We start from the raw sequence: 19,707 nt of genomic DNA, 5'->3' as shown, positions 1-19,707 counted from the left end.
TCGGGGCGGCTTCGGACACTGAGCGGGACTTCCTGGCGTTGGGGCGAGAGGCGTGGACGAATGAGGCGTCAGCCGCCGCCGTATTCCGTTCGCAGCCTTATCTTGTCGATCTTGCCGGTCGACGCCAGGGGCATGCGCGACAGGCGGTAGACGGCGTCGGGAATCCACCAGGCCGCCACACGGCCCCTCAGCGAGGCCAGCAAGGCCTCGTCGCTGACATCGCCCTGGACCTCGACTAGCAGGATCGGTCGCTCGCCCCACTTGGGATCGGAGCGGCCGATGACGGCAGCCAGCGACACCTCGGGCAGCGAGGCGACCACCGCCTCGATCTCGGCGGGATTGATCCATTCGCCGCCGGACTTGATCAGGTCCTTGGCGCGGCCGGTGATCATCAGGTTGCCCGCCGCGTCGATGCGCGCCAGATCGCCCGTCGGGAACCAGCCATCGGCGTCGGTGGCAGAGGCCTCATGGCCGAAATAGCGCTCGACCACGGCCGCGCCGCGCACCCGCAGGTGGCCCTCGGCACCGCGCTGCTCTGGCAAGGCCACGCCGTCGGCGTCGGTCAGCAGCAGGTCGACGCCCACGGCCGGTCGCCCGGACAGCGCCGCGCGGGACGGCGCGTGCAGCGGGGCGACGGTGCCGGAGGGCGACAGCTCGGTCATGCCCCAGCTGGTCTGCACCGTGACGCCCAGCCCCTGCTCGATCCGCTCCATCAGCGCCGGCGGCATCGGCGCGCCGCCGACCATGATGCGCTTGAGCGACGGCAGGCGTTCGCCGGTGGCCTCCAGGTGCTCGACCAGGCCCAGCCAGACGGTCGGCACCCCGACGCCGACGGTGACGTCCTCGGCGGCGATCAGGCGGGCCAGGCTGGCGCCGTCAGCATGGCGGCCCGGCAGGACCAGCTTTGCCCCGACCGCCGGCGCCGCGAACGGCAGGCCCCAGGCGTTGGCGTGGAACATCGGCACCACAGCCAGCACGGCGTCGGCGCCCGAGATCGCCATCACGTCCACCTGCAAGGCCCGCAGGGTGTGCAGGTAGCTGGACCGGTGAGTGTAGGTCACGCCCTTGGGCGCGCCCGTGGTGCCCGAGGTAAAGCACAGACCGCTGGGCGCGGTCTCCTCGAACTGGCCCCAGACCACGTCCGACTTGGCGGCGGCGATCATTGGCTCCAGGGCTTGGCCTTCCGACGCCTCGCCGTCGATGATCAGCAGGCGCTCGACGCCCGGCGCGGCGTCCATGATCTCGCGGGCCAAGGGCGCGAGGTCGGCCGAGGCGATCAGCACGCGTGCTTCGGACTGGACGACCATCGCCGCCAGCTGCTCGGACGTCAGGCGCGGGTTCAAGGTGTGGCAGACCGCCCCCATGCCCATGATCGCGTACCAGACCTCGACATGATCCTGGGTGTTCCAGGCAAGCGTCGCGACGCGGTCGCCCTTGCGCACACCAAGCCCCGCCAGCACCGACGACACACGAAGGCCGCGGTCGCGCAGATCCGCGTAGCCGACCCGGTCGACCCGTCCGCCCTCGCGCGCGGTCACCACCTGGCCGTCGGGGCGCCATTTGGCGGCGTGGTCCAGAAACTTGTCGAGCGTCAGGGCGAACGCCTGCATCTCGCCGTCAACTATCGGCCCAACACTTATCGGCACTGAGTCACTCCAGGCGGAAGCGGCGGCGCGACGACGCCGACGTTCCAGTTCCAGGGCGTATCACCCCGGGCGCGTCGGCGGCACATCACCGCCTCGTTCAGTTCGTACATGCCCGGACGCAAATGGACGCCCGGCTGGGGTCCCGCGACGAAGGCCATGTAGGCGCGCTCGGCGCCGTAGGGTTTCCAGGTCGGTTGGCCGGCGGCCTTGGGCGCGCCGTCCTTGGCGAACGAGGCCCAGTAGTCGCCCATGGCGGCCGTCAGCTTGGCTTCCTCGGGGGTATCCGGGTTCTTCGGCCAAGCTGGCGGCGTGCCCTTGGCGGTGTCGAAGACATAGGGCAACTCGCTGGCGTGGAAGCCGTGAAGGCCCGCGGCCTCGGCGGCCGGATAGCCGTGATCGAACAGGTAGAAGTAGCCCGGCTGGCCGACGGCGGTCTGCTTGGCCACGAGACGCTCGGCGGTCCAGCCATAAAGCGCGTCGCGCGTGGTCAGCAATACGCTCTCGGGCACGTCGCTCGACGGATAGAGCTTGAGGAAGTCGTCGGCGAGATCGCCGTAACGCGCCCGGACTTCCTTCTCATAGGCCGTCGCATCGGCCGGCGGCGGCGGGGCCAGGATGCGCAGCGAGCGGATCTCGCCGCTGTTGAAGCCGGCCAGGATCGGCACATGAGCCTGCTCCCCGGCGTCGAACGTATCGACCAGTTGCTTGGGCAGCACCTTGCCGTCGACCGCGCCGAAGGTCTGGAAGCCAGCCATCAGGGCGCCGGTGGTCAGGGTCTCGGCGTCCATGGCCCGCAGATCGGCCAGGGTCTTGGCGCCCAGCTTCGCGGCGGTGGTAGCGCCCATGGTCTCGGCCGGGATGTGGCCGTACTTGGGCTCGCGCAGGTTCGGCGTCGAAACCATGTAGGCGCTCTGGGCGATGGCCTTGCTGAACAACCCCCGGGCCGGCGGCGAGGCCATCAAGTACATGACGCTCAAAGCCCCCGCGGACTCGCCGGCGATGGTGACATTGGCCGGATCGCCCCTGAAGGCGGCGATGTTGCTCCGCACCCACTTCAGCGCCGCGATCTGGTCCAGCAGGCCATAGTTGCCGGACACATGGTCCGGCGACTCCGCGCTGAGCTCGGGATGGGCCAAGTAGCCCAGCACGCCGAGGCGGTAGTTGATCGACACCACGACGATCCCGCGCTTGGCCAGGGCCGCGCCGTCATACATGCCCTCGGCGCTGGAGCCGCCGATCAGCGAGCCCCCGTGGATCCAGACCAGCACCGGCGCCTTCTTCGCCTTCGTGGGCGTCCAGACGTTCAGCGACAGGCAGTCCTCGCTGAAGGCCTTCAAAGGCGAGGCGTAGATGCTGCCCGGACGCGGCTTGGGCTGAAGGCAGGACGGGCCGAAGTCGAGGGCGTCGCGGACGCCGCTCCAGGCCGTGGGTGCGACCGGCGGCTTCCAGCGCAGCGCGCCGACCGGTGGCGCGGCGTAGGGGATGCCCTTGAACACCTCCAGGCCCTCCTGGGCGACGCCGCGCACGGCGCCGGCCGGCGCCGTGATGACGGGAGCCTGCGCTCTGGCGACGGCCGGAGCCATCGCCAGAGCCGCGAGGGCTGACAACAGGAGACGCTTGCGCAAGCTGCTCATCGCCATCCCCTAGAACGCATAACCCAGCCGCACGCCGGCCGTGCGTGGCCGCATGGTCGCGAACCGGCTGGCGATAAAGGCTTCGGGGTGGACGTAGGTGATCGAGTGGTCGTCGAAGAGGTTCTCGACATAGGCCCCGATCGTGGTGTCGCCCATGGCCACGGCGAAGGTGGCGTTGACGTTCTGATACGAGTCCGTGAAGCCGTAAGTCGCGCTAGTCACTGTCGGCTGACCCGGCACGTGCTGGAACGAGCCCGGATAAGAGCCAACGTGCTGCAGCACCACCGACAGGTTGGCCTTGGCCTTCGGCGTCAGATCCCAGCCATAGTTCACGAACAGCGAGCCCTGCACCTTGGGCGAGGCCAGGCGGGCGCCGACCACCGCGCCGGAGATCGCCGCCTCGGCCGGGGTCAGCTCGGTGACCTTGGCGTCGTTCAGCGACCCGTTCAGGCCGATGGTCAGCCCCCTGGCCGGGAAGGCCAGCAGTTCCAGCTCGATCCCCTTGCTGCGCGCCGCGCCGATGTTGGTGGCGAACTGGACGCTGTCGGAGACGCGGTTGGCCTGGACCTGGATGTTGCCCCAGTCGATCAGGTAGACAGCGAGATTGGCCGAGACCAGACCGTTCAGGAACCGCCCCTTGGCCCCGACCTCGTAGTTGGTCAGGTCGTCCGACGAGGCGCCGTTCGGGATGATCAGGTCGCTGGAATTGACTAGGCTGGGCCGCCCGGCGAAGGCGTTGACCACCGGCGTGCGGAAGCCGGTCGAAACCGTGGCGTAGGTCGTCAAGGCCGGCGACGGCTTGTAGGAAAGGCTGACCTTGAACGAGGGCTTGCTGCCGGTGGCCTTGACGCCGCTGGCCGCCGCGAACGGCGTCGGGGTCAACGGCCCGCGAATGCCGAACAGGGCGTTGGTCAGGTAGGCGCTGCTGTAGCCGCCGGCCTCGGTGAAGCCCTGGGCCTCGACCCGGCCATAGCGCATGCCGCCGGTCAGCCAGACCTTGTCGCTGAAGTGATAGGTCAGCTGACCAAAGGCGGCCTTCTCCGACGAGTTAATGTGCGTGTACTGGCGCTGGTAATACTCGTCCGGCAGGCCCGTTATGCCGTGCGAGCTTAGGAAGGCCGGGCTGGAGCGGTAGAAATAGTCCACGTCCAGGCGACGATCGAGATAGAAGCCGCCGATTACCCAGTCGAGCTTGCCGCCCGGATCCGACGCGAGCCGCGCCTCCTCGACGAAGGTCTTCTGGAAGCCCCCTGCGTCCAGGGCGAAGGCGATCGCCTGCTTGAAGGTGCCGGCCAGGTCGACATAGAATTTCTGGTCGAACTTCGAATAGGTCGACGAACTGGTGAAGTGCGCGCCGTCGAACTGGTAGTCGACCGTGACGTTGTGGCTGCGCATCTCGCCGACGAACTGGTCGGGCCGGTCCGAGATCCGTTTGTTCCGGCCCAGGGTCGGATCGACCATCGACGAGTCCTTGGGGTTGCTGTCCTCATACGAGAACAGCGCCTTCACCGACAGGCGGTCGTTGGGCTTCCAGAGCAGGGTCGCGCGGCCGCCCCAGTCGACCAGGGTGTTGGAGTTGTGGACGCCGGTGCCGAGGTTATCGAGATAGCCCTCCTCGTGCCGGTAGAAGCCGACCACGCGCAGGGCCAGCTTGTCCTGGATGATCGGCATGTTGAGCATGCCGTTGTAGCGTTGGCGCAGCGAGTCCGAGCCGGTCAGGCCGAAATCGACCAGGGCCGCGCCCTCGCGGCTAGAGAGGTTCGGCGCCTTGGTAAGGATGCGCAGCGCGCCCGAAAGCGAACCGGAGCCGAACAGCGTCCCCTGCGGACCGCGCAGGAACTCGACTCTCTCGACGTCGAACAGGTTGGGATCCAGCACCGTGGTGTTGCCGATCGTCGAGATCGGCAGTTCGTCGACATAGACGGCCACGGTGCTTTGCAGGTTGGCGCCGTAGCCGTTGGTGGCGATGCCCCGGGCGGTGAAATTGTTGAAGTTGGCGGTGGCGCGGTTCAGCACCACGCCCGGCGTCTGGCGGGCCAGACCCTCGAAGCCGACGATGCCCTTGGCGGTCAGCTCCTTCTGGTCGAAGGCGGTGACGCTGAGCGGCACGTCCTGCAGCTTTTCGGGACGGCGGGTCGAGGTGACGATGACTTCTCCGACCAATGCGGCGTCGCCCCTCCCCTGCTCTTCAGCGGCCGCCTGGGCCGCGACCTGTGTGGCGAATGATACGATCGCGACGGCGCAAGCCGACGCCAGCAGACAGGCCTTCATGTCGTTCCTCCCCGAACGAGCGCCGATCGTTTACGTCGACGTTGTGGCCGCACGGTGAGCGCGAAGCGGGTCTCTGTCAACACTCACTCACTCGCGTGTGAACATTGACGAGGCTTCGAAGTTGAGCGCATGCTCCGAAACAGGCCAAGCTCAAGAACGGCCGTTGGGAGGATGCCTTGAAGACCACCCGCGCGATGACGCCACGGCCCTGTTCGCACGCCCGGACAGCCGCCCGATGAACGCTCCTTCCCTCACTCAAGACGAGACCCACGCCCCGGTCGGTGGCCGCGCCTGGCTGGTGCTGGGCATGTTGTGGTTCGTCTATGTGCTGAACTTCCTGGACCGCCAGCTCATGTCGATCCTGGCCAAGCCGATCCAGGACACGCTGCATGTCAGCGACAGCCAGCTGGGTTTGATCGGCGGCCTCTATTTCGCGATGTTCTACTGCTTCATCGCCATTCCGGTCGGCTGGCTGGCCGACCGCACCAACCGCGTGGCGGTGCTGTCCCTGGCCTGCGGCGTCTGGAGCGCGGCGACCGTCGCCTGCGGCCTGTCGCGCGGCTATGGCGAGTTCGCCGTCGCGCGGATGACGGTCGGCTTCGGCGAGGCCGGCGGCGTGCCCCCCTCCTACGCGATCATCTCCGACTACTTCCCCGCCGGCCGACGCGGCACCGCGCTGGGCATCTACAACCTGGGTCCGCCCGTCGGCGCGGGCTTGGGGATAGCGTTCGGCGCGGCCATCGCGGCGGCCTTCAACTGGCGCTATGCCTTCGTGATTCTGGGCGTCGTCGGCCTGGTCGCCGCCGTGGTCCTGCCGCTGCTGGTCAAGGAGCCGCCGCGCGGCGGCCTGGACGGGACCGAGATCAAGGTCGCCAGGGCCGGCTTCTGGTCGACCTTGAGGATGTTCTTCTCGCGTCCGACCCTGGTGCTGGCCGCGCTGGGCAGCGGCGCGACCCAGTTCGTCACCTATGGCCTGGGCAACTTCACCACCCTGTTCCTGATGCGTGAGAAGGGCATGGCGCTCGGCGAAGTGGCCGTCTGGTACGCCCTGGTCGTCGGCATCGGCATGAGCGCCGGCATCTTCGTCTCGGGCCGGGTGATCGATCGCTTCCGCAAGAAGTCCAAGGTCGTCTACGCCATGGCCCCCGTCATTTCCCTGAGCCTCGCGATCCCGTTCTATGTCGGCTTCGTCTGGGCCCCGACCTGGCCGCTGGCCCTGGCCCTGCTGATCGGCCCGACCTTCCTGAACTACTTCTACCTGTCGTCGTCGGTGGCGCTGGTCCAAGAAGAGGTCCGGCCTGACCAGCGGGTGATGTCCGGCGCCCTGCTGCTGCTGGTCATGAACTTCATCGGGCTGGGCCTAGGCCCGACCTATGTCGGCGCGGCCAGCGACTTCTTCAAAGGCAGCCATCCGCACAACTCGCTGCAGATGGCGCTCTACACCCTGGTCCCGTTCTATGGGATCGCCATCGGGCTGTTCCTGTGGCTGGCCCGGATATTCCGCCGGGCCGAGCAGGCTTAACAACCGCGCGCGGGCTTCATTCCTTTAGGGCGATGAAGCCCGCCGCCATGAACCGCGCGATCCGCTTCTTGATCGCCGGGAAGTCGTCGGAGTGGCACAGGCCGCTCGACAGCCGATCTATCCGCCCCGTCCGCGCCAAGGTGTTCATCAGGGCGCCCGACACGAAGTGGTAACCCCAGAAGATCTCCTCGTCGGCGTAGTCCGGCAGGGCGCGCTTGAGGATGCCGACCAGCTTCAGGACCACGGGATCGAAGTGCTCGTCCATCAGCGCCGCGCCCTCGGGCGTGTTGCTGACCCGGGCGCAGAAGGCCCCGTAGTTCATCCAGTGCTCGCCGCCCTGGTAGTAGAGATCCAGATCGGTATCGAGGAAGGCATGCAGCGCGCCCTCGACCGTGGGCTTGTCGCCGACCGCCTGCTCGTACTGCTCCATAGCGATCATTCGCCGTCCGGACGTGACCCCGGCCCGCCGCGCGAACACGGCTTCGAACAGGTTGGCCTTGTCCTTGTAGTAGTAGTTCAGCAGCGTCGTGTGGATGCCCACTCGCACGGCGACGTCGCGCAGGGTCACGCCATAGAGTCCGTTCTGCGAGAACAGGTACTCGGCCGCGTCCAGGATCTGCTCCAGCATCTGGGCGCGCTGCTCGGCCTTGGTGCGCGGACGCTCCCTGGCCTCTTCCGCGGTGGCTCCTGCCAAACCGTCCTCCTGGTCCTACCGTTCGCCGCGTAGTCGGCGCGGCGCGCCCCTGTCAATCGTTCCCGTAACGGCAATCGCCGCGTCCACGTCCCCGCTTGCAGGTCAGCGAACAATGATCATTGACGAGACCGAAGTGGCGCTACAATACTCACTCTTGTGAGAATGAGCGTTAGAGACTCGTTCAACGGGAGGGTTCGCCACATGAGAATTGGGCTTATGAGCGCGTCGGGAGTCGCGCTGCTGATCGGGATCGCCGGCCTTGCGGGCCAGGCCCGGAGTCAGGAAAAGACGACCAACGATCCCTCCACCCAGGTCGAGGAGATCATCGTCACCGGCTCCAACATCCGGGGTTCGGCGCTGGACGCCGCCCTCCCCGTGGAGGTCTATTCCCAGGAACAGCTGGAGAAGCAGGGCTCGCCGACGGCGCTGGAGTTCGCCAAGAGCTTGACCATCTCGGGCCCGACGACAGGCGAGTCCTACTATTTCGGCGGCCCGGCCCTGGTCGGCTCGGTGAACTACAACCTGCGCGGCCTGGGGGCCGACAAGACGCTGGTCCTGCTGAACGGCCGGCGAATGAACCAGAACACCGCCAACGTCCCCTCGATCGCCCTGGCCCGCACCGAGATCCTCAAGGACGGCGCGGCGGTGATCTACGGCGCCGACGCCACCGGCGGTGTCGTCAACTTCATCACCCTGGACCACTATGTCGGCATGCAGGCCCAGGCCCAGTACAAGCACATCAAGGGCTCGAAAGGCGACTATTCGGTCGGCGTGATGGGCGGGATCGGCGAGGACCGCGTCAACCTGCTGGTCTCGGCCGAATACGAGCACCGCTCACGCCTGAACACGCTGGAACGCGACTTCACCAAGGCCTCGCTGACCCCGGGTACGGGCTACAACCCCGCCCCGTGGTCGACGCTGACCAACCTGACGGGCTGGCAGCCGCGCGGCCCTTTGCCCGCGGTTCCCACCGCCACGGACACCGGCGAGTGGGGCGCGAACCTGGGCGGCATCGTCTCCGACTTCACGCCGCAGAGCTGCGCGGCCGTAGGGGGGCGCTACGACAACGCCTACACCTGCGCCTATAACTACATCCCGTACTACCGGCTGGTGGAGAACCAAGACACCTATCGGCTCTACGCTCAGCTGAAGGCCCAGATCACCGACAGCATGAAGTTCCACATGGATGCTTCCTACGGGCGCGTGACCTTACCGCAGGTGATGGGCTCGCCGGCCCAGCCTGTGTCTCGCGGCCCTGCCCTGACGACCGGCGCCGTCAACCAGTTCTACGTGCCGATCAGCAACCCGTTCGCGGCCGAGTTCGCCGCCAAGAACGGCATCGTCGGGGCCTCGGGCTTCACGCCGATCACCTACCGGCTCTTCGGCCACGGCGGCAATCCGTACTATTCCGGCGGCGACGGCTTCGGCGTGGCCGACAAGATCGACAACAAGGTCTGGCGCGTCTCGGCCGGGATCACCGGCGACCTCGGAGACCTCGCGCCGTTCGCCAAGGCGGTCGGCTACGACTTCGCCCTGACCTATAACGACGCCTACAACTACAACACCCACGCCGACACGATCGGCTATCGCCTGCAGGAGGCGCTAAACGGCTTCGGCGGATCGAACTGCCACGCCGTCGACCTGGATCCGACCCGCTTCGGCACCCAGAACGCGGCCGCCGCCGGCAAGAACGGCTGCCAGTATTGGAACCCCTTCTCCAGTTCGTTCAAGGGTCAGCCGGTGCGCGGCCTGGCCAACCCGAACTACATCGCCGGCCACGAGAACCCCGAGGACCTGTCCCTCTGGATGTTCGATCCGCGCGCCGTCGAGACCAAGTCCAACAACTTCACCGCCGACCTGGTGTTCAACGGGCTGTCGGGCCTCAAGCTGCCGGGCGGTGAGGTGGGCTGGGCCTTGGGCGCCCAGTACCGCTCGTTCGAGAGCCGCCAGATCGTCTCCAGCCCCTTCAACAATGGTACGGTGCAGTGCGAGTGGCCGGCCGGTACGACCAGCGCCAATGGCCCGGGCTCGCCGAACCTTCCGGCCAATCCCCTCCCGACCAACGACCCTAACTTCCGCGGCTGCACGCCGGACGCACCGGGGCCGTTCGTCCTGTTCGCGCCGACCCTGCCGGCCCAGGCCGACCAGAGCCAGTACTCGCTGTTCGGCGAGCTGCAGATTCCGCTATTCTCGACCGTCGACATCCAGCTGGCGGCCCGCAAGGAGAGGTTCTCCAACGACCTCGGCGCCACCGTCTACAAGGTGTCGGGCAAGTGGAAGGTCTGGGGTCCGCTGACCCTGCGTGGCTCTTACGGCACCAACTACCAGACCCCGCCCTTGGGCGTGACGCCGGGCGCCATAACGGTCGCCGCGCGCACCTATACGGTGGCGGCCAGCAACTGGCTGGCGGCGCAGTTCGTCACCGACGCCAACCTCAAGCCCGAGACCGCCAAGACCGCCAATATCGGCGCGATCTGGGCAAGCAGGGGCTTCCGCGACGATCACAAGTTCCGCCTGATCGTCGACCACTTCGACATCCGGACGAAGGACCAGATCGGTCAGGTCGCCGACCCGAACCAGATCGCCAGCCTGGTGTTCAACGGCGCCGGCGGCACGATCACCACATGCGATGCCGCCAAGCAGCCTCTGCTGGCCCGCATCACCTTCAACAGCGGCTGCGCGGTCGGCATGAGCGGGGTCGGGACCTTCTCGGCCGTCTCGACCCGCTACGGCAACGGCCCGGGCCAGACGACGAAGGGCTTCGACATCCAGGCCAATTACGGTCTGCCGGTCGGCCCCGGCGATCTCGACGTCAACCTCACCGCCACCCGCGTCACCGAGCTGAAGACCGGTCCGACGACCCTGGACGGCGTGACCATCTCCACCGGCGACGACCGCCTGGGCACGCTGAACTTCGCCACCTTCGCCCAGGCCGCCCCCAAGCTGCGCGCCAATCTCGGCGTCAACTATGGCCTCGGCCGCCAGAACTTCCGCCTGGGCGTCAACTACGTCTCGGCCGTCGTCGATGAGCGGGCTGGCGTCCAGTACGGCGAGAACGGCAAGGCCTGGGTGACGACCGACTTCACCTATCGTTTGCAGCTGGGCGAGGACATGGCCCTGACCGCGACGGTCGCGAACATCTTCGATCGCGATCCGCCGCCGGCCCAGGAAGAGTTCGGCTACGACCCCTGGACCGGTAATCCCTTGGGCCGGACCATCGAGCTGGGCGTCAAGAAGGCCTTCTAGGTACGGCGCTCCCTGTTCCCCACTCTCGCGGCGGGCGGCTTCTGGCTGTCCGCCGTCCTTCTTTCCGGGGGCGACAAATTGCCACCATTGCGGGCCTTTACGCCAAATTCGCACATTGTGGCGGAAGGTGCCGGCCACGGTTCACACGGCGAGCTCATGGCCCTTTCATCCCCGGCGTTTTCGGCTTCCCACGCGGGTGACGGCGGGGCTCACGCGCGCCTCGAAACCGCGCGTGGCGCGATCGAAGGCCGCTTCGTCGAGGTCGGCGACGTCCTTTCGCAGGTCGTGGACGGGACCAGCGCCCTGATCACCGCTCTGGACCGGATGCGCGAGGGCCTGGAAGGCCAGGAAGTCGCCGCCGCGACCCGCCAGTTGGGCGAAGCCTCCAACCAGTTGCGGGAATTGCCCACGACCCTGCACGCGCGCCGCGACCGCCTGGGCGCCTTGGTCAGCGCCGGCGACGCCCTGACCACCTGCATCGAGGACATGCGCCAGCACCTGGCCTACCTCCGGGTCTTCGGCGTCAACATCAAGATCACCTCGGGGGGCATCGCCGCCGCCGGTCCGGAGTTCGCGATCTTCGCCCAGGAGATTTGCGACTGCATCGAGCTGGGCCGCACCCAACTGGACACCTTCCGCAACGATCTCTCCAGCATGGACGGCGCCCTGCGCGCGGCCTTGGGCCACGAGGACGAGCTGCGCCGCCGCTGCGACGGCCTGCTTCCGGCCGTGCCCGACGCCCTGGTCAGCCAGACCGCCGCCATCGCCGACCATCAGGCCAAGATCGCCCAGATCACCACCCGCGTGGGCGAACTGGTCCGCGACGTCCGCAAGAAGATCGGCTCGGCCCTGGCCGCCCTGCAGATCGGCGACATCACCCGCCAGCGCATCGAGCACGTCCAGCACGGCCTGACGCTGCTGCGGACCTCGGCCCCGGCCCGCGCCTTCTCCGCGGAGGCGCGCGAGCGGCTGGACGCCTTCGTGCATCGTCTGCTGGCCGCCCAGCTAAAGGCCACGATCGAGGACTTCCACCGCGACGTCTCGCGTATCGGTCAGAGCGTCGCCGCCATCGCCGGCGACGCCAGCGAGATCCTGCGCCTGCGCGACCACGCCCAAGGGGGTTCCGAGAAGGACGGCAGCTTCCTGCGCGGCCTGGAAACCAGCGTCGGCGAAGCCTTTGCCCTGGTCGACGACATCGACGCCGGCGCCCGGCAGGCCGAGACGGTCAGCCGATCGGCCGCCAGTTCGGCCCGAGAGCTCGCCGCCCAGATCGAAGCCATCCAGAACATGCGCGCCGACGTGCAGATGATGGCGCTGAACACCACGCTGAAGTGCTCGCGGATCGGCGACACAGGCAAGCCCCTGGGCGTCATCGCCGTCGAGCTGCGCGCCCATGCCGGCCATCTGGAAACCTCGGCCGCCCGCACCCTGACGGCTCTGAAATCGCTCTCCGCTTCGGCCGACGCCCAGCCTTCCGCCGAGGGCCAGGATGGCGCGGCCGGCGCGGCCCACGCCCTGCGCGACGCTGTCGGCCGCATCCGCAAGACCGGCGACGCCGTCGAAGGCGACCTTGTCGACGCGGCCCGCCAGGGGGCCGACGTCGTCGAGATGCTCCGCCGCGCCGCAGCCCGTTTCGACTTCAAACGGCAGGTCGGCGACCATCTCGACCTGGCCGTCGCTGAACTGGAGAGCCTATCCGGCGATGTTCACGTCGACGACCTTATGAGCGCGCTGTCGCCGCTGCTGGCCGACCTGGCCCGCTGCTACACCATGGCCCAGGAACGCGAAGTCCATGCCGCGCTCACGGACGGACTTGACGTTGCGGCGATCGAAGGGCCGGCGGAAGCTGAAGCCGTCGAGGACGACGACCTGCTGTTCTAGGCCACCTTCCTAGAGCTCCCTCCCCCCAAATACTCCCGTCATTCCCGCCCGGGTGGCGGGAACCTCCCTCTTGGCCGCAAGGGCGTGGGTGAGGCGGGCTAGCCCGCCAATGCGCCTCACGTGTCGGCTAAACTACGAATTCCCGCCACACGGGCGGGAGGGAAGTTCAGCTGGATATCTGAACTTCGAGCGGCGTTACCGGCTCGAAGCCTTCAGGATTTCCTTGGCCAGCGCGTGCAGCGGCGCGACGCGGTCGACGCAGCCCAGCGCGATGGCTTCCTTGGGCATGCCAAACACCACCGAGGTCGCCTCGTCCTGGGCGATCGTATAGGCGCCGGCCTGCTTCATCTCGTTCATGCCGCGCGCGCCGTCGTCGCCCATGCCCGTCATGATCACGCCCACGGCGTTGGAGCCGGCCGAGCGCGCGGCCGAGCGGAAAAGCACGTCCACCGAGGGCCGGTGGCGGGTCACCAGCGGACCGTCCTTGACCGTGACGTAGTAGCGGGCGCCGCTGCGCTCGAGGATCGTGTGCTTGTTGCCAGGCGCGATCAGCACCCGGCCGCGCAGCACGGTGTCGCCGTCCTCGGCCTCCTTGACGGAGACGGCGCACAGGCTGTCCAGCCGCTTGGCGAAGGAGGCGGTGAACTTCTCGGGCATGTGCTGAACGATGACGATGCCCGGCGAATCCGGCGGCAGGTCCTCCAGCACCGCGCGCAGGGCTTCGGTGCCGCCGGTCGAGGCCCCGATGCAGACAATGGCCTCGGTCGTCTTGGCCATGGCTCTCCCCGAGGGCGGGGGCAGCATGGCGTCGGCGGTCAGCTTCTTCTCGGGCTCGTGGATCGGACGCGACACGGCGACCGGGGGGCGTCGAGCACCAGCCACGCGAGCGCTGGCGGCCGCCTTCACCGCGTCGCAGATGCGGATCCGCGACTCCATCAGAGCATCGGCGACCCCGATTTTCGGCTTCAGCACGATATCGACCGCGCCAGCCTCCAGGGCCTGCAGCAGGGTCTCCGAGCCGGCCTCGATAAGCGACGAGCACATGACCACCGGGATCGGATGCTGGCTCATCAGCTTGCGCAGGAAGGTGATGCCGTCCATGCGCGGCATCTCGACGTCCAGGGTGATGACATCGGGGATATCGTCGCGGATTCGCCTGGCGGCCACGAAAGGGTCGGAGGCGACGCCGATCACCTCGATCTGAGGGTCGGACTCCAGGACGGCCGACAGGGTCTGCCGGACGGTGGCGGAATCGTCGATGATCAGGACGCGAATCTTGCGGGCCAAGGGCCTAGCCCTTCTGGAAGACGGTGTTGGCGATCTGCCGCAGCGGCAGATCAATGCCCACGATGGATTCGGAGTGACCCAGGAACAGATAGCCGTCGGGCGCCAGGTGGCGGCACAGCCGCTCCAGTACCTTGGCCTGGGTAGGTTTGTCGAAATAGATCAGGATGTTACGACAGAAGATGATGTCCATCTGCTGTTCGACGGGATAGCTCTCGTCCATCAAGTTCAGACGGCCGTACGCAACCTTGCTGCGCAGTTCGGGAACGATCCGCACCTCGCCGCGCGAGGCGTCCTTGGCCCGCATCACGTACCGCTGGCGGCGGGACATCGAGACCGGCTGGATCATCGACTCCACGAAGCGGCCGGCGATCGCCTGCTGCAGCACCTCGGTGCAAATGTCCGTGCCCAGGATGGAATAGTCCAGTCCGCGCCGCCCGGAACAGAACTCGTCCAGCACCATGGCCAGGGTGTAGGGCTCCGCCCCGGTCGAGGCCGCCGCGCTCCAGACACGGAAGTGCCGGCGGGTCTTGGCCAACTGGGGCAGGACCGTCTTTTCCATGAAGTCGAAGTGCACCGGCTCGCGGAAGAACTCGGTCTTGTTGGTCGTCACCGCGTCGATCAGGTGGATCGTCTCGGTTTCCAAGCCGCCGTCCTCGAACAGGAAGCGGCAATAGTCATTGACGTTTTCGAAGCGATTGACCCGCATCCGGCGGCGCAGGCGCCCTTCCAGCATGGTCTTCTTGTTCGACGGCATCTTGATGCCGCTGTAGCCGTGGATGAACTCGGCCAGCCGCGTGAAGTTGCGGGCGCTGAGCGGTTCGCTGATCGTGACAGGTTGGAGTGCGAGCGCGGCTTGCGACACTAAGGGATCCGATCAGGCGGCTTGAGCGATGTAGGCGGCGTCCTGGCTGGTCAACAGGCGGGCGAGATCGAAGATGACCACGAAGCCCCCCTTGCCCGAGGCGGCGTCGCGGCGCACGACGCCGCGGATGTAGTCCGAACGCCACGGCACGCCGATGTCCGGCGAGGCCTCGATCTGGCTTTCCGCGAACGAGATCACCTCGATCACCCGATCGGCGACAAGGCCCAGCGACAAGGTACGGTCCTCGACCGGCACATCGACCACCAGGATCCGCGTCGCGCCGTCGGGCGGCACGGCGGGGAGGCCCAGCTTCAGACGCAGGTCCAGGGTCGGCGCGCCGCGACCGCGCACGTCGGTCAGGCCCAGCAGATAGGCCGGACCGTCGGGGATCCCGAACGGCTTGGCGTAGTCCAGGATCTCGCGGACATAGGCCACGGGAACCGCGAAGACCTCGGCCCCCAGGCCCAGGGTCACGAACTGTTCAGTCGAGCCGCTCATCAGGCATATTCCTTGAAATCGGCGTCGGCGTCGTCGGGACCTCCGTTGGTGAGGTCAAGCGCGAAGCCGGCGACGCGGGCCTGCTGGCCGACCACCGTGTTTCGCGCCGGCTTGCGCGCGGCCGGAGTGGCGGAGCGCTTGGCGGCGACGGGGCGCGGGGCGGGCCGACGCTGCGTCGAACGGTCGGCGGCTTCCGTGCGGAAGTAGGAGATCGAGGCCTGCAGCTCCTCGGCCTGAGCCGCGAGCTCTTCAGAGGTCGCCGACATTTCTTCCGAGGCGCTGGCGTTCTGCTGGGTGACCTTGTCCAGTTGCTGGATGGCTTCGTTGATCTGCGAGGAGCCGATGTCCTGCTCGCGGCAGGCGGCGCTGATCTCGGAGACCAGCTCGGCGGTCTTGCGGATGTTCGGCACCAGGCTGGTCAGCATCTCGCCGGCGGACTGCGCCGCCTTGACGGTGTCGGACGACACGGCGCTGATCTCGGACGCGGCGGTTTGCGACCGCTCGGCCAGCTTGCGTACTTCCGAGGCGACGACCGCGAAGCCGCGACCATGCTCGCCGGCGCGGGCGGCCTCGACGGCGGCGTTCAGGGCCAGCAAGTCGGTCTGGCGGGCGATCTCCTGCACGATGGTGATCTTCTCGGCGATCGTCTGCATCGCATCGACCGCCTTGTTGACGGCCATGCCCGAGGTCTCGGCGTCGACGGCCGACTGGCGGGCGATCTTCTCGGTCTGGGCGGCGTTGTCGGCGTTCTGCTTGATGTTGGCCGACATCTCCTCCATCGAGGCCGAGGCCTGTTCGGCGGCCGAGGCCTGCTCGGTGGCGCCCTGGCTCATCTGCTCCGAGGTCGCCGAAAGCTCCTGGCTGCCGGACGAGACGTTATCGGCGGCGGCGATGGCGTCGGCGACCACGCCGCGCAGGCGTTCCACCATGCGCTCCAGCGCCAGGCCGAGGGTGTCCTTGTCCGACAGGGGCTTGGGCCGAACGGTCAGATCGCCATCGGCGACCTTGTCCGCCAGCATCGCGGTTTCGCGGAGGTTCGCCGTCATCCGGTTGACCGTATCGACCAGATCCTTGATCTCATCGTTGGTCGTCACCACGACGTCCTTTTCCAGGTCGCCGATCGCCACCGCGTCTATGGCCACGCTGACCTTGCGCAGGCCCATCGTGACGGTCCTGGAAATCCAGAGGGCCGCGATCGAACCGATGGCCAGCGCCAGGACAACCAGTCCGATGAACAAGGCCCGTGCATCGGCGAATACCTTGTCGCCCTCGGCGCTGGCGGCCGCGCCGCCATCAATGTTGAGCTTCACCAACTTCGCCAAGTCTGCAGACATGTCGTCGTACAGTGCCTTGTTGTCACTCATAGCCTGAACAGCGGCGACATTTTGATTGCCTCGCGAGAGGGCAAGCATACGTTCCGAAACTTGAATATATCTTTCATATTTTTCGGAGAACTGACCATATAGATCGCGCTCCTGGGTCGAGGAGATCAGCTTCTCGTACCTGTCACGAAGCTTCTTTATCTTCTCAAGCATCGAGGTGATCTCTCGATCCTGATTGGCAATCGTCGCGGGATCAGTCGAGACCACGTGGACATATTGCTGGATCCGTAAGTCAGATGTAGCCGTATCGATACTACGGATCGCATCGACACTCGGCAGCCAGTTCTCGGAAATGATCGTCGACTGATCGTTTATCGAGCTCATCTTCATGATGCCGACGACGCCCATGAGCGCCAAGATCAGCAAGACGGTGGCGAAGGCGCCAGCCAGTTTCACCTTGATAGTTGCACGCATGGAGAAGCCCCTGTTTCGGCTCAGGATTGAAAGATGAGATCAATATGACGGTCGCCGAGGACTGGCCGCGGTCCGCTAGGTGTGGTGGAGGTTGCCTACGCTGGTTACTGGGTCTGGGTGGAAAGGCGGGACCGGCTCGGTAAGCCGCCGGTCCGTGAGTTCAGGAACGGATCAGGCGTATTGCTTGAAATCAGCGTCGTCGGCGTCAGGTCCGCCGTTGGTCAGGTCCAGCGCGAAGCCGGCCACGCGGGCCTGCTGGGCGGCGACCGGGCGGGTGGCCGCCGGCTTGGCCGAGGGCTTGCGGACCGCGCCGGTCGGGGCCGGCCGCCTGGCCGGGGCGGCCTTGCGGACGGGGGCGCGATGCCCGCCGTGCGCGTCGGTACGGAAGTAGGAGATCGACGCTTGCAGCTCCTCGGCCTGGGCGGCGAGCTCTTCCGAGGTCGCGGACATCTCTTCGGAGGCGCTGGCGTTCTGCTGCGTGACCTTGTCCAGCTGCTGGATGGCCTCGTTGATCTGGCTGGAGCCGATGTCCTGCTCGCGGCAGGCGGCGCTGATCTCGGCGACCAGTTCGGCGGTCTTGCGGATGTTCGGCACCAGGCTGGTCAGCATCTCGCCAGCGGACTGGGCCGCCTTGACGGTGTCGGACGACACGGCGCTGATCTCGGACGCGGCCGTCTGGCTGCGCTCGGCCAGCTTGCGCACTTCCGAGGCGACGACCGCGAAGCCGCGACCATGTTCGCCGGCGCGGGCGGCCTCGACGGCGGCGTTCAGGGCCAGCAGGTCGGTCTGGCGGGCGATCTCCTGGACGATGGTGATCTTCTCGGCGATCGTCTGCATCGCATCGACCGCCTTGTTGACGGCCATGCCCGAGGTCTCGGCGTCGACGGCCGACTGGCGGGCGATCTTCTCGGTCTGGGCGGCGTTGTCGGCGTTCTGCTTGATGTTGGCCGACATCTCCTCCATCGAGGCCGAGGCCTGTTCGGCGGCCGAGGCCTGCTCGGTGGCGCCCTGGCTCATCTGCTCCGAGGTCGCCGAAAGCTCCTGGCTGCCGGCCGAGACGTTCTCCGAGGCAGAGATCGCGTCGGCGACCACACCACGCAGGCGCTCGATCATGATGTTCACATGGCCCAGCAGGTCGCCGATCTCGTCGCGGGTGGTGATCTCGACCGACTGGGTCAGGTCGCCATCGGCCACCATCCTGACGGCCTCCGAGGCGCGGTTCAGGCCCTTGCTGACCGCCATCGAGATGTAGAGCGCCGCGCCGACCGCGCCGAGCAGCGAGATGACCGACAGGCCGATCAGCATGTTGCGGGTGGTGGCGAAATCGGCGTCAGCCTTGGCGGTCGCGGTTTCCAGTTGGGCCTTCGACAGCTCGACCAGTTCCTCCACGCGGGCGCCGGCCTCGACAACGGCCTTGCGACCCTCGCCCATCGACAGGACGGTGGCGGCGGCGTCGCTATCGGCCAGCGCCAGCGACAATACGCGGCCGTGGATGTCCATCATCTGATCGAAGGCGCCGCCGAGGGCCTGCCACTTTGGCTTGCCCTCGGCCGTGGCCAGACCCTCGGCCTTGGTCAGCAAGGCGTCGAACGCCTGGCGCTCCTTTTCGACAGACGCCTCCAGCTTGTTCACCTCCTCGGGCGAGCCGACGAGGATCATGTTCTTCTCGGCGCGCACGGCGTTCAGCAGGTGGATGTTCAGCTGCTGGGCGACCTCCAGGCGCTCTGCCGGGCCGTCGACCATGTCGTTGAGAGCCGCGTTCGTCTTGCCCAGGTTGGTAACGCCGAAGACGTTGCCGATAAGCAGCAGGACGATCACGAACCCGAAGGCCAGGCCGAGCTGGAGCTTGATGGTCATACGCATGGTGAACTCCGGGACGATCAACGCTGAGCAGCGTGGAGGGTGGTGACGGGAGCCGACTGCCCCCGGGTGGCGAAGATCTGGTCCAGGTCTGGCAGCACGATCACGTCGTTGTTGCGGCGAACCAGGCGGCGGATGAAGTCGGCCCGCCAGCGCATGCCGACGCGCGGAACCTCCTCGGTGGTGTCGGCGGTGATCGAGGTCACCTCGTGAACCTTGTCCGCGCGCAGGCCGATCAAGGTCGGTTCCCCGTCCAGCGGGTGCTCGATGACGACGATGCGGTTGTCGATCGTGGTCTCGCCGACGGTCATGCCGAAGGCCATGCGAAGATCGACGAGCGGGATCACCCGGCCGCGAAAGTTGATCACGGCGCCGACGAACGGCGGGGCGCCGGGAACCGGCGTCTCGGGCAACAGGTCCAGGACCTCGCGCACATAGCCGGCCTCGAGGGCGAAGGTCTCGCCCTGCAGGTCGAAGGTCAGGGCCTCGATGGTTTCGTGAGTCATCGTC

General features: G+C 67.2%; 13 protein-coding genes. 3 read left to right on the top strand and 10 right to left on the bottom strand.

Annotated elements, in window-relative coordinates:
• Positions 1-68 precede the first annotated feature (68 nt).
• Genes ACW175_RS06065 through ACW175_RS06055 form a run of 3 tightly spaced genes read right to left on the bottom strand, consistent with a single transcriptional unit; the run spans position 69 to position 5,551 of the window.
• A complete protein-coding gene (locus ACW175_RS06065) occupies positions 69-1,610 on the bottom strand; it encodes an AMP-binding protein (RefSeq protein ID WP_492103714.1) in 1,542 nt (513 codons plus the stop codon).
• 26 nt (positions 1,611-1,636) lie between these two features.
• Positions 1,637-3,280, bottom strand: coding sequence for a carboxylesterase/lipase family protein (locus ACW175_RS06060; protein WP_492103713.1), 1,644 nt, complete (start codon positions 3,278-3,280; stop codon positions 1,637-1,639).
• A gap of 9 nt (positions 3,281-3,289) precedes the next feature.
• Positions 3,290-5,551 carry a TonB-dependent receptor gene (locus ACW175_RS06055; RefSeq protein WP_492103712.1) on the bottom strand — a complete coding sequence of 754 codons (2,262 nt, stop codon included), beginning with the start codon at positions 5,549-5,551 and terminating at the stop codon, positions 3,290-3,292.
• 235 nt (positions 5,552-5,786) lie between these two features.
• Between ACW175_RS06055 and ACW175_RS06050 the strand changes: the two genes are divergently transcribed.
• Positions 5,787-7,073, top strand: a complete 1,287-nt coding sequence (locus ACW175_RS06050; protein ID WP_492103711.1) for a spinster family MFS transporter — start codon at positions 5,787-5,789, stop codon at positions 7,071-7,073.
• Positions 7,074-7,089: 16 nt separating this feature from the next.
• Here ACW175_RS06050 and ACW175_RS06045 read toward each other — a convergent pair whose 3' ends face one another.
• Positions 7,090-7,701, bottom strand: coding sequence for a TetR/AcrR family transcriptional regulator (locus ACW175_RS06045; RefSeq protein ID WP_492104908.1), 612 nt, complete (start codon positions 7,699-7,701; stop codon positions 7,090-7,092).
• Positions 7,702-7,983: 282 nt separating this feature from the next.
• Between ACW175_RS06045 and ACW175_RS06040 the strand changes: the two genes are divergently transcribed.
• Positions 7,984-11,013 (top strand): TonB-dependent receptor domain-containing protein, encoded by a 3,030-nt coding sequence (locus ACW175_RS06040; protein ID WP_492103710.1) that lies wholly within the window; start codon positions 7,984-7,986, stop codon positions 11,011-11,013.
• A 156-nt stretch (positions 11,014-11,169) separates the two neighbouring features.
• Entirely contained in the window at positions 11,170-12,894 is a 1,725-nt protein-coding gene (locus ACW175_RS06035; RefSeq protein ID WP_492103709.1) for a methyl-accepting chemotaxis protein, read from the top strand.
• A 195-nt stretch (positions 12,895-13,089) separates the two neighbouring features.
• Here the strand turns inward: ACW175_RS06035 and ACW175_RS06030 are convergent, their stop codons facing one another.
• The 6 genes from ACW175_RS06030 to ACW175_RS06005 all read right to left on the bottom strand — a co-directional run bounded on the left by ACW175_RS06030 (position 13,090) and on the right by ACW175_RS06005 (position 19,703).
• Positions 13,090-14,181 (bottom strand): protein-glutamate methylesterase/protein-glutamine glutaminase, encoded by a 1,092-nt coding sequence (locus ACW175_RS06030; protein ID WP_492103708.1) that lies wholly within the window; start codon positions 14,179-14,181, stop codon positions 13,090-13,092.
• Between the two features lie 4 nt (positions 14,182-14,185).
• Positions 14,186-15,043 carry a CheR family methyltransferase gene (locus ACW175_RS06025; protein WP_492103707.1) on the bottom strand — a complete coding sequence of 286 codons (858 nt, stop codon included), beginning with the start codon at positions 15,041-15,043 and terminating at the stop codon, positions 14,186-14,188.
• A 12-nt stretch (positions 15,044-15,055) separates the two neighbouring features.
• Positions 15,056-15,541 (bottom strand): chemotaxis protein CheW, encoded by a 486-nt coding sequence (locus ACW175_RS06020; protein ID WP_492103706.1) that lies wholly within the window; start codon positions 15,539-15,541, stop codon positions 15,056-15,058.
• Positions 15,541-17,337 (bottom strand): methyl-accepting chemotaxis protein, encoded by a 1,797-nt coding sequence (locus ACW175_RS06015; protein WP_492103705.1) that lies wholly within the window; start codon positions 17,335-17,337, stop codon positions 15,541-15,543. Before ACW175_RS06015 ends, ACW175_RS06020 begins: the two co-directional genes overlap by 1 nt.
• A gap of 171 nt (positions 17,338-17,508) precedes the next feature.
• Positions 17,509-19,194: a methyl-accepting chemotaxis protein gene (locus ACW175_RS06010; RefSeq protein ID WP_492104907.1), complete on the bottom strand. Its 1,686-nt coding sequence runs from the start codon at positions 19,192-19,194 to the stop codon at positions 17,509-17,511.
• A 23-nt stretch (positions 19,195-19,217) separates the two neighbouring features.
• Positions 19,218-19,703 carry a chemotaxis protein CheW gene (locus ACW175_RS06005; RefSeq protein ID WP_492103704.1) on the bottom strand — a complete coding sequence of 162 codons (486 nt, stop codon included), beginning with the start codon at positions 19,701-19,703 and terminating at the stop codon, positions 19,218-19,220.
• Positions 19,704-19,707 lie beyond the last annotated feature (4 nt).

The sequence above is a fragment of the Caulobacter sp. FV1ye6ST genome (assembly GCF_058681225.1).
Note: the sequence above shows the minus strand (reverse complement) of the source record. Positions and strands in the feature narration are given on the sequence as shown.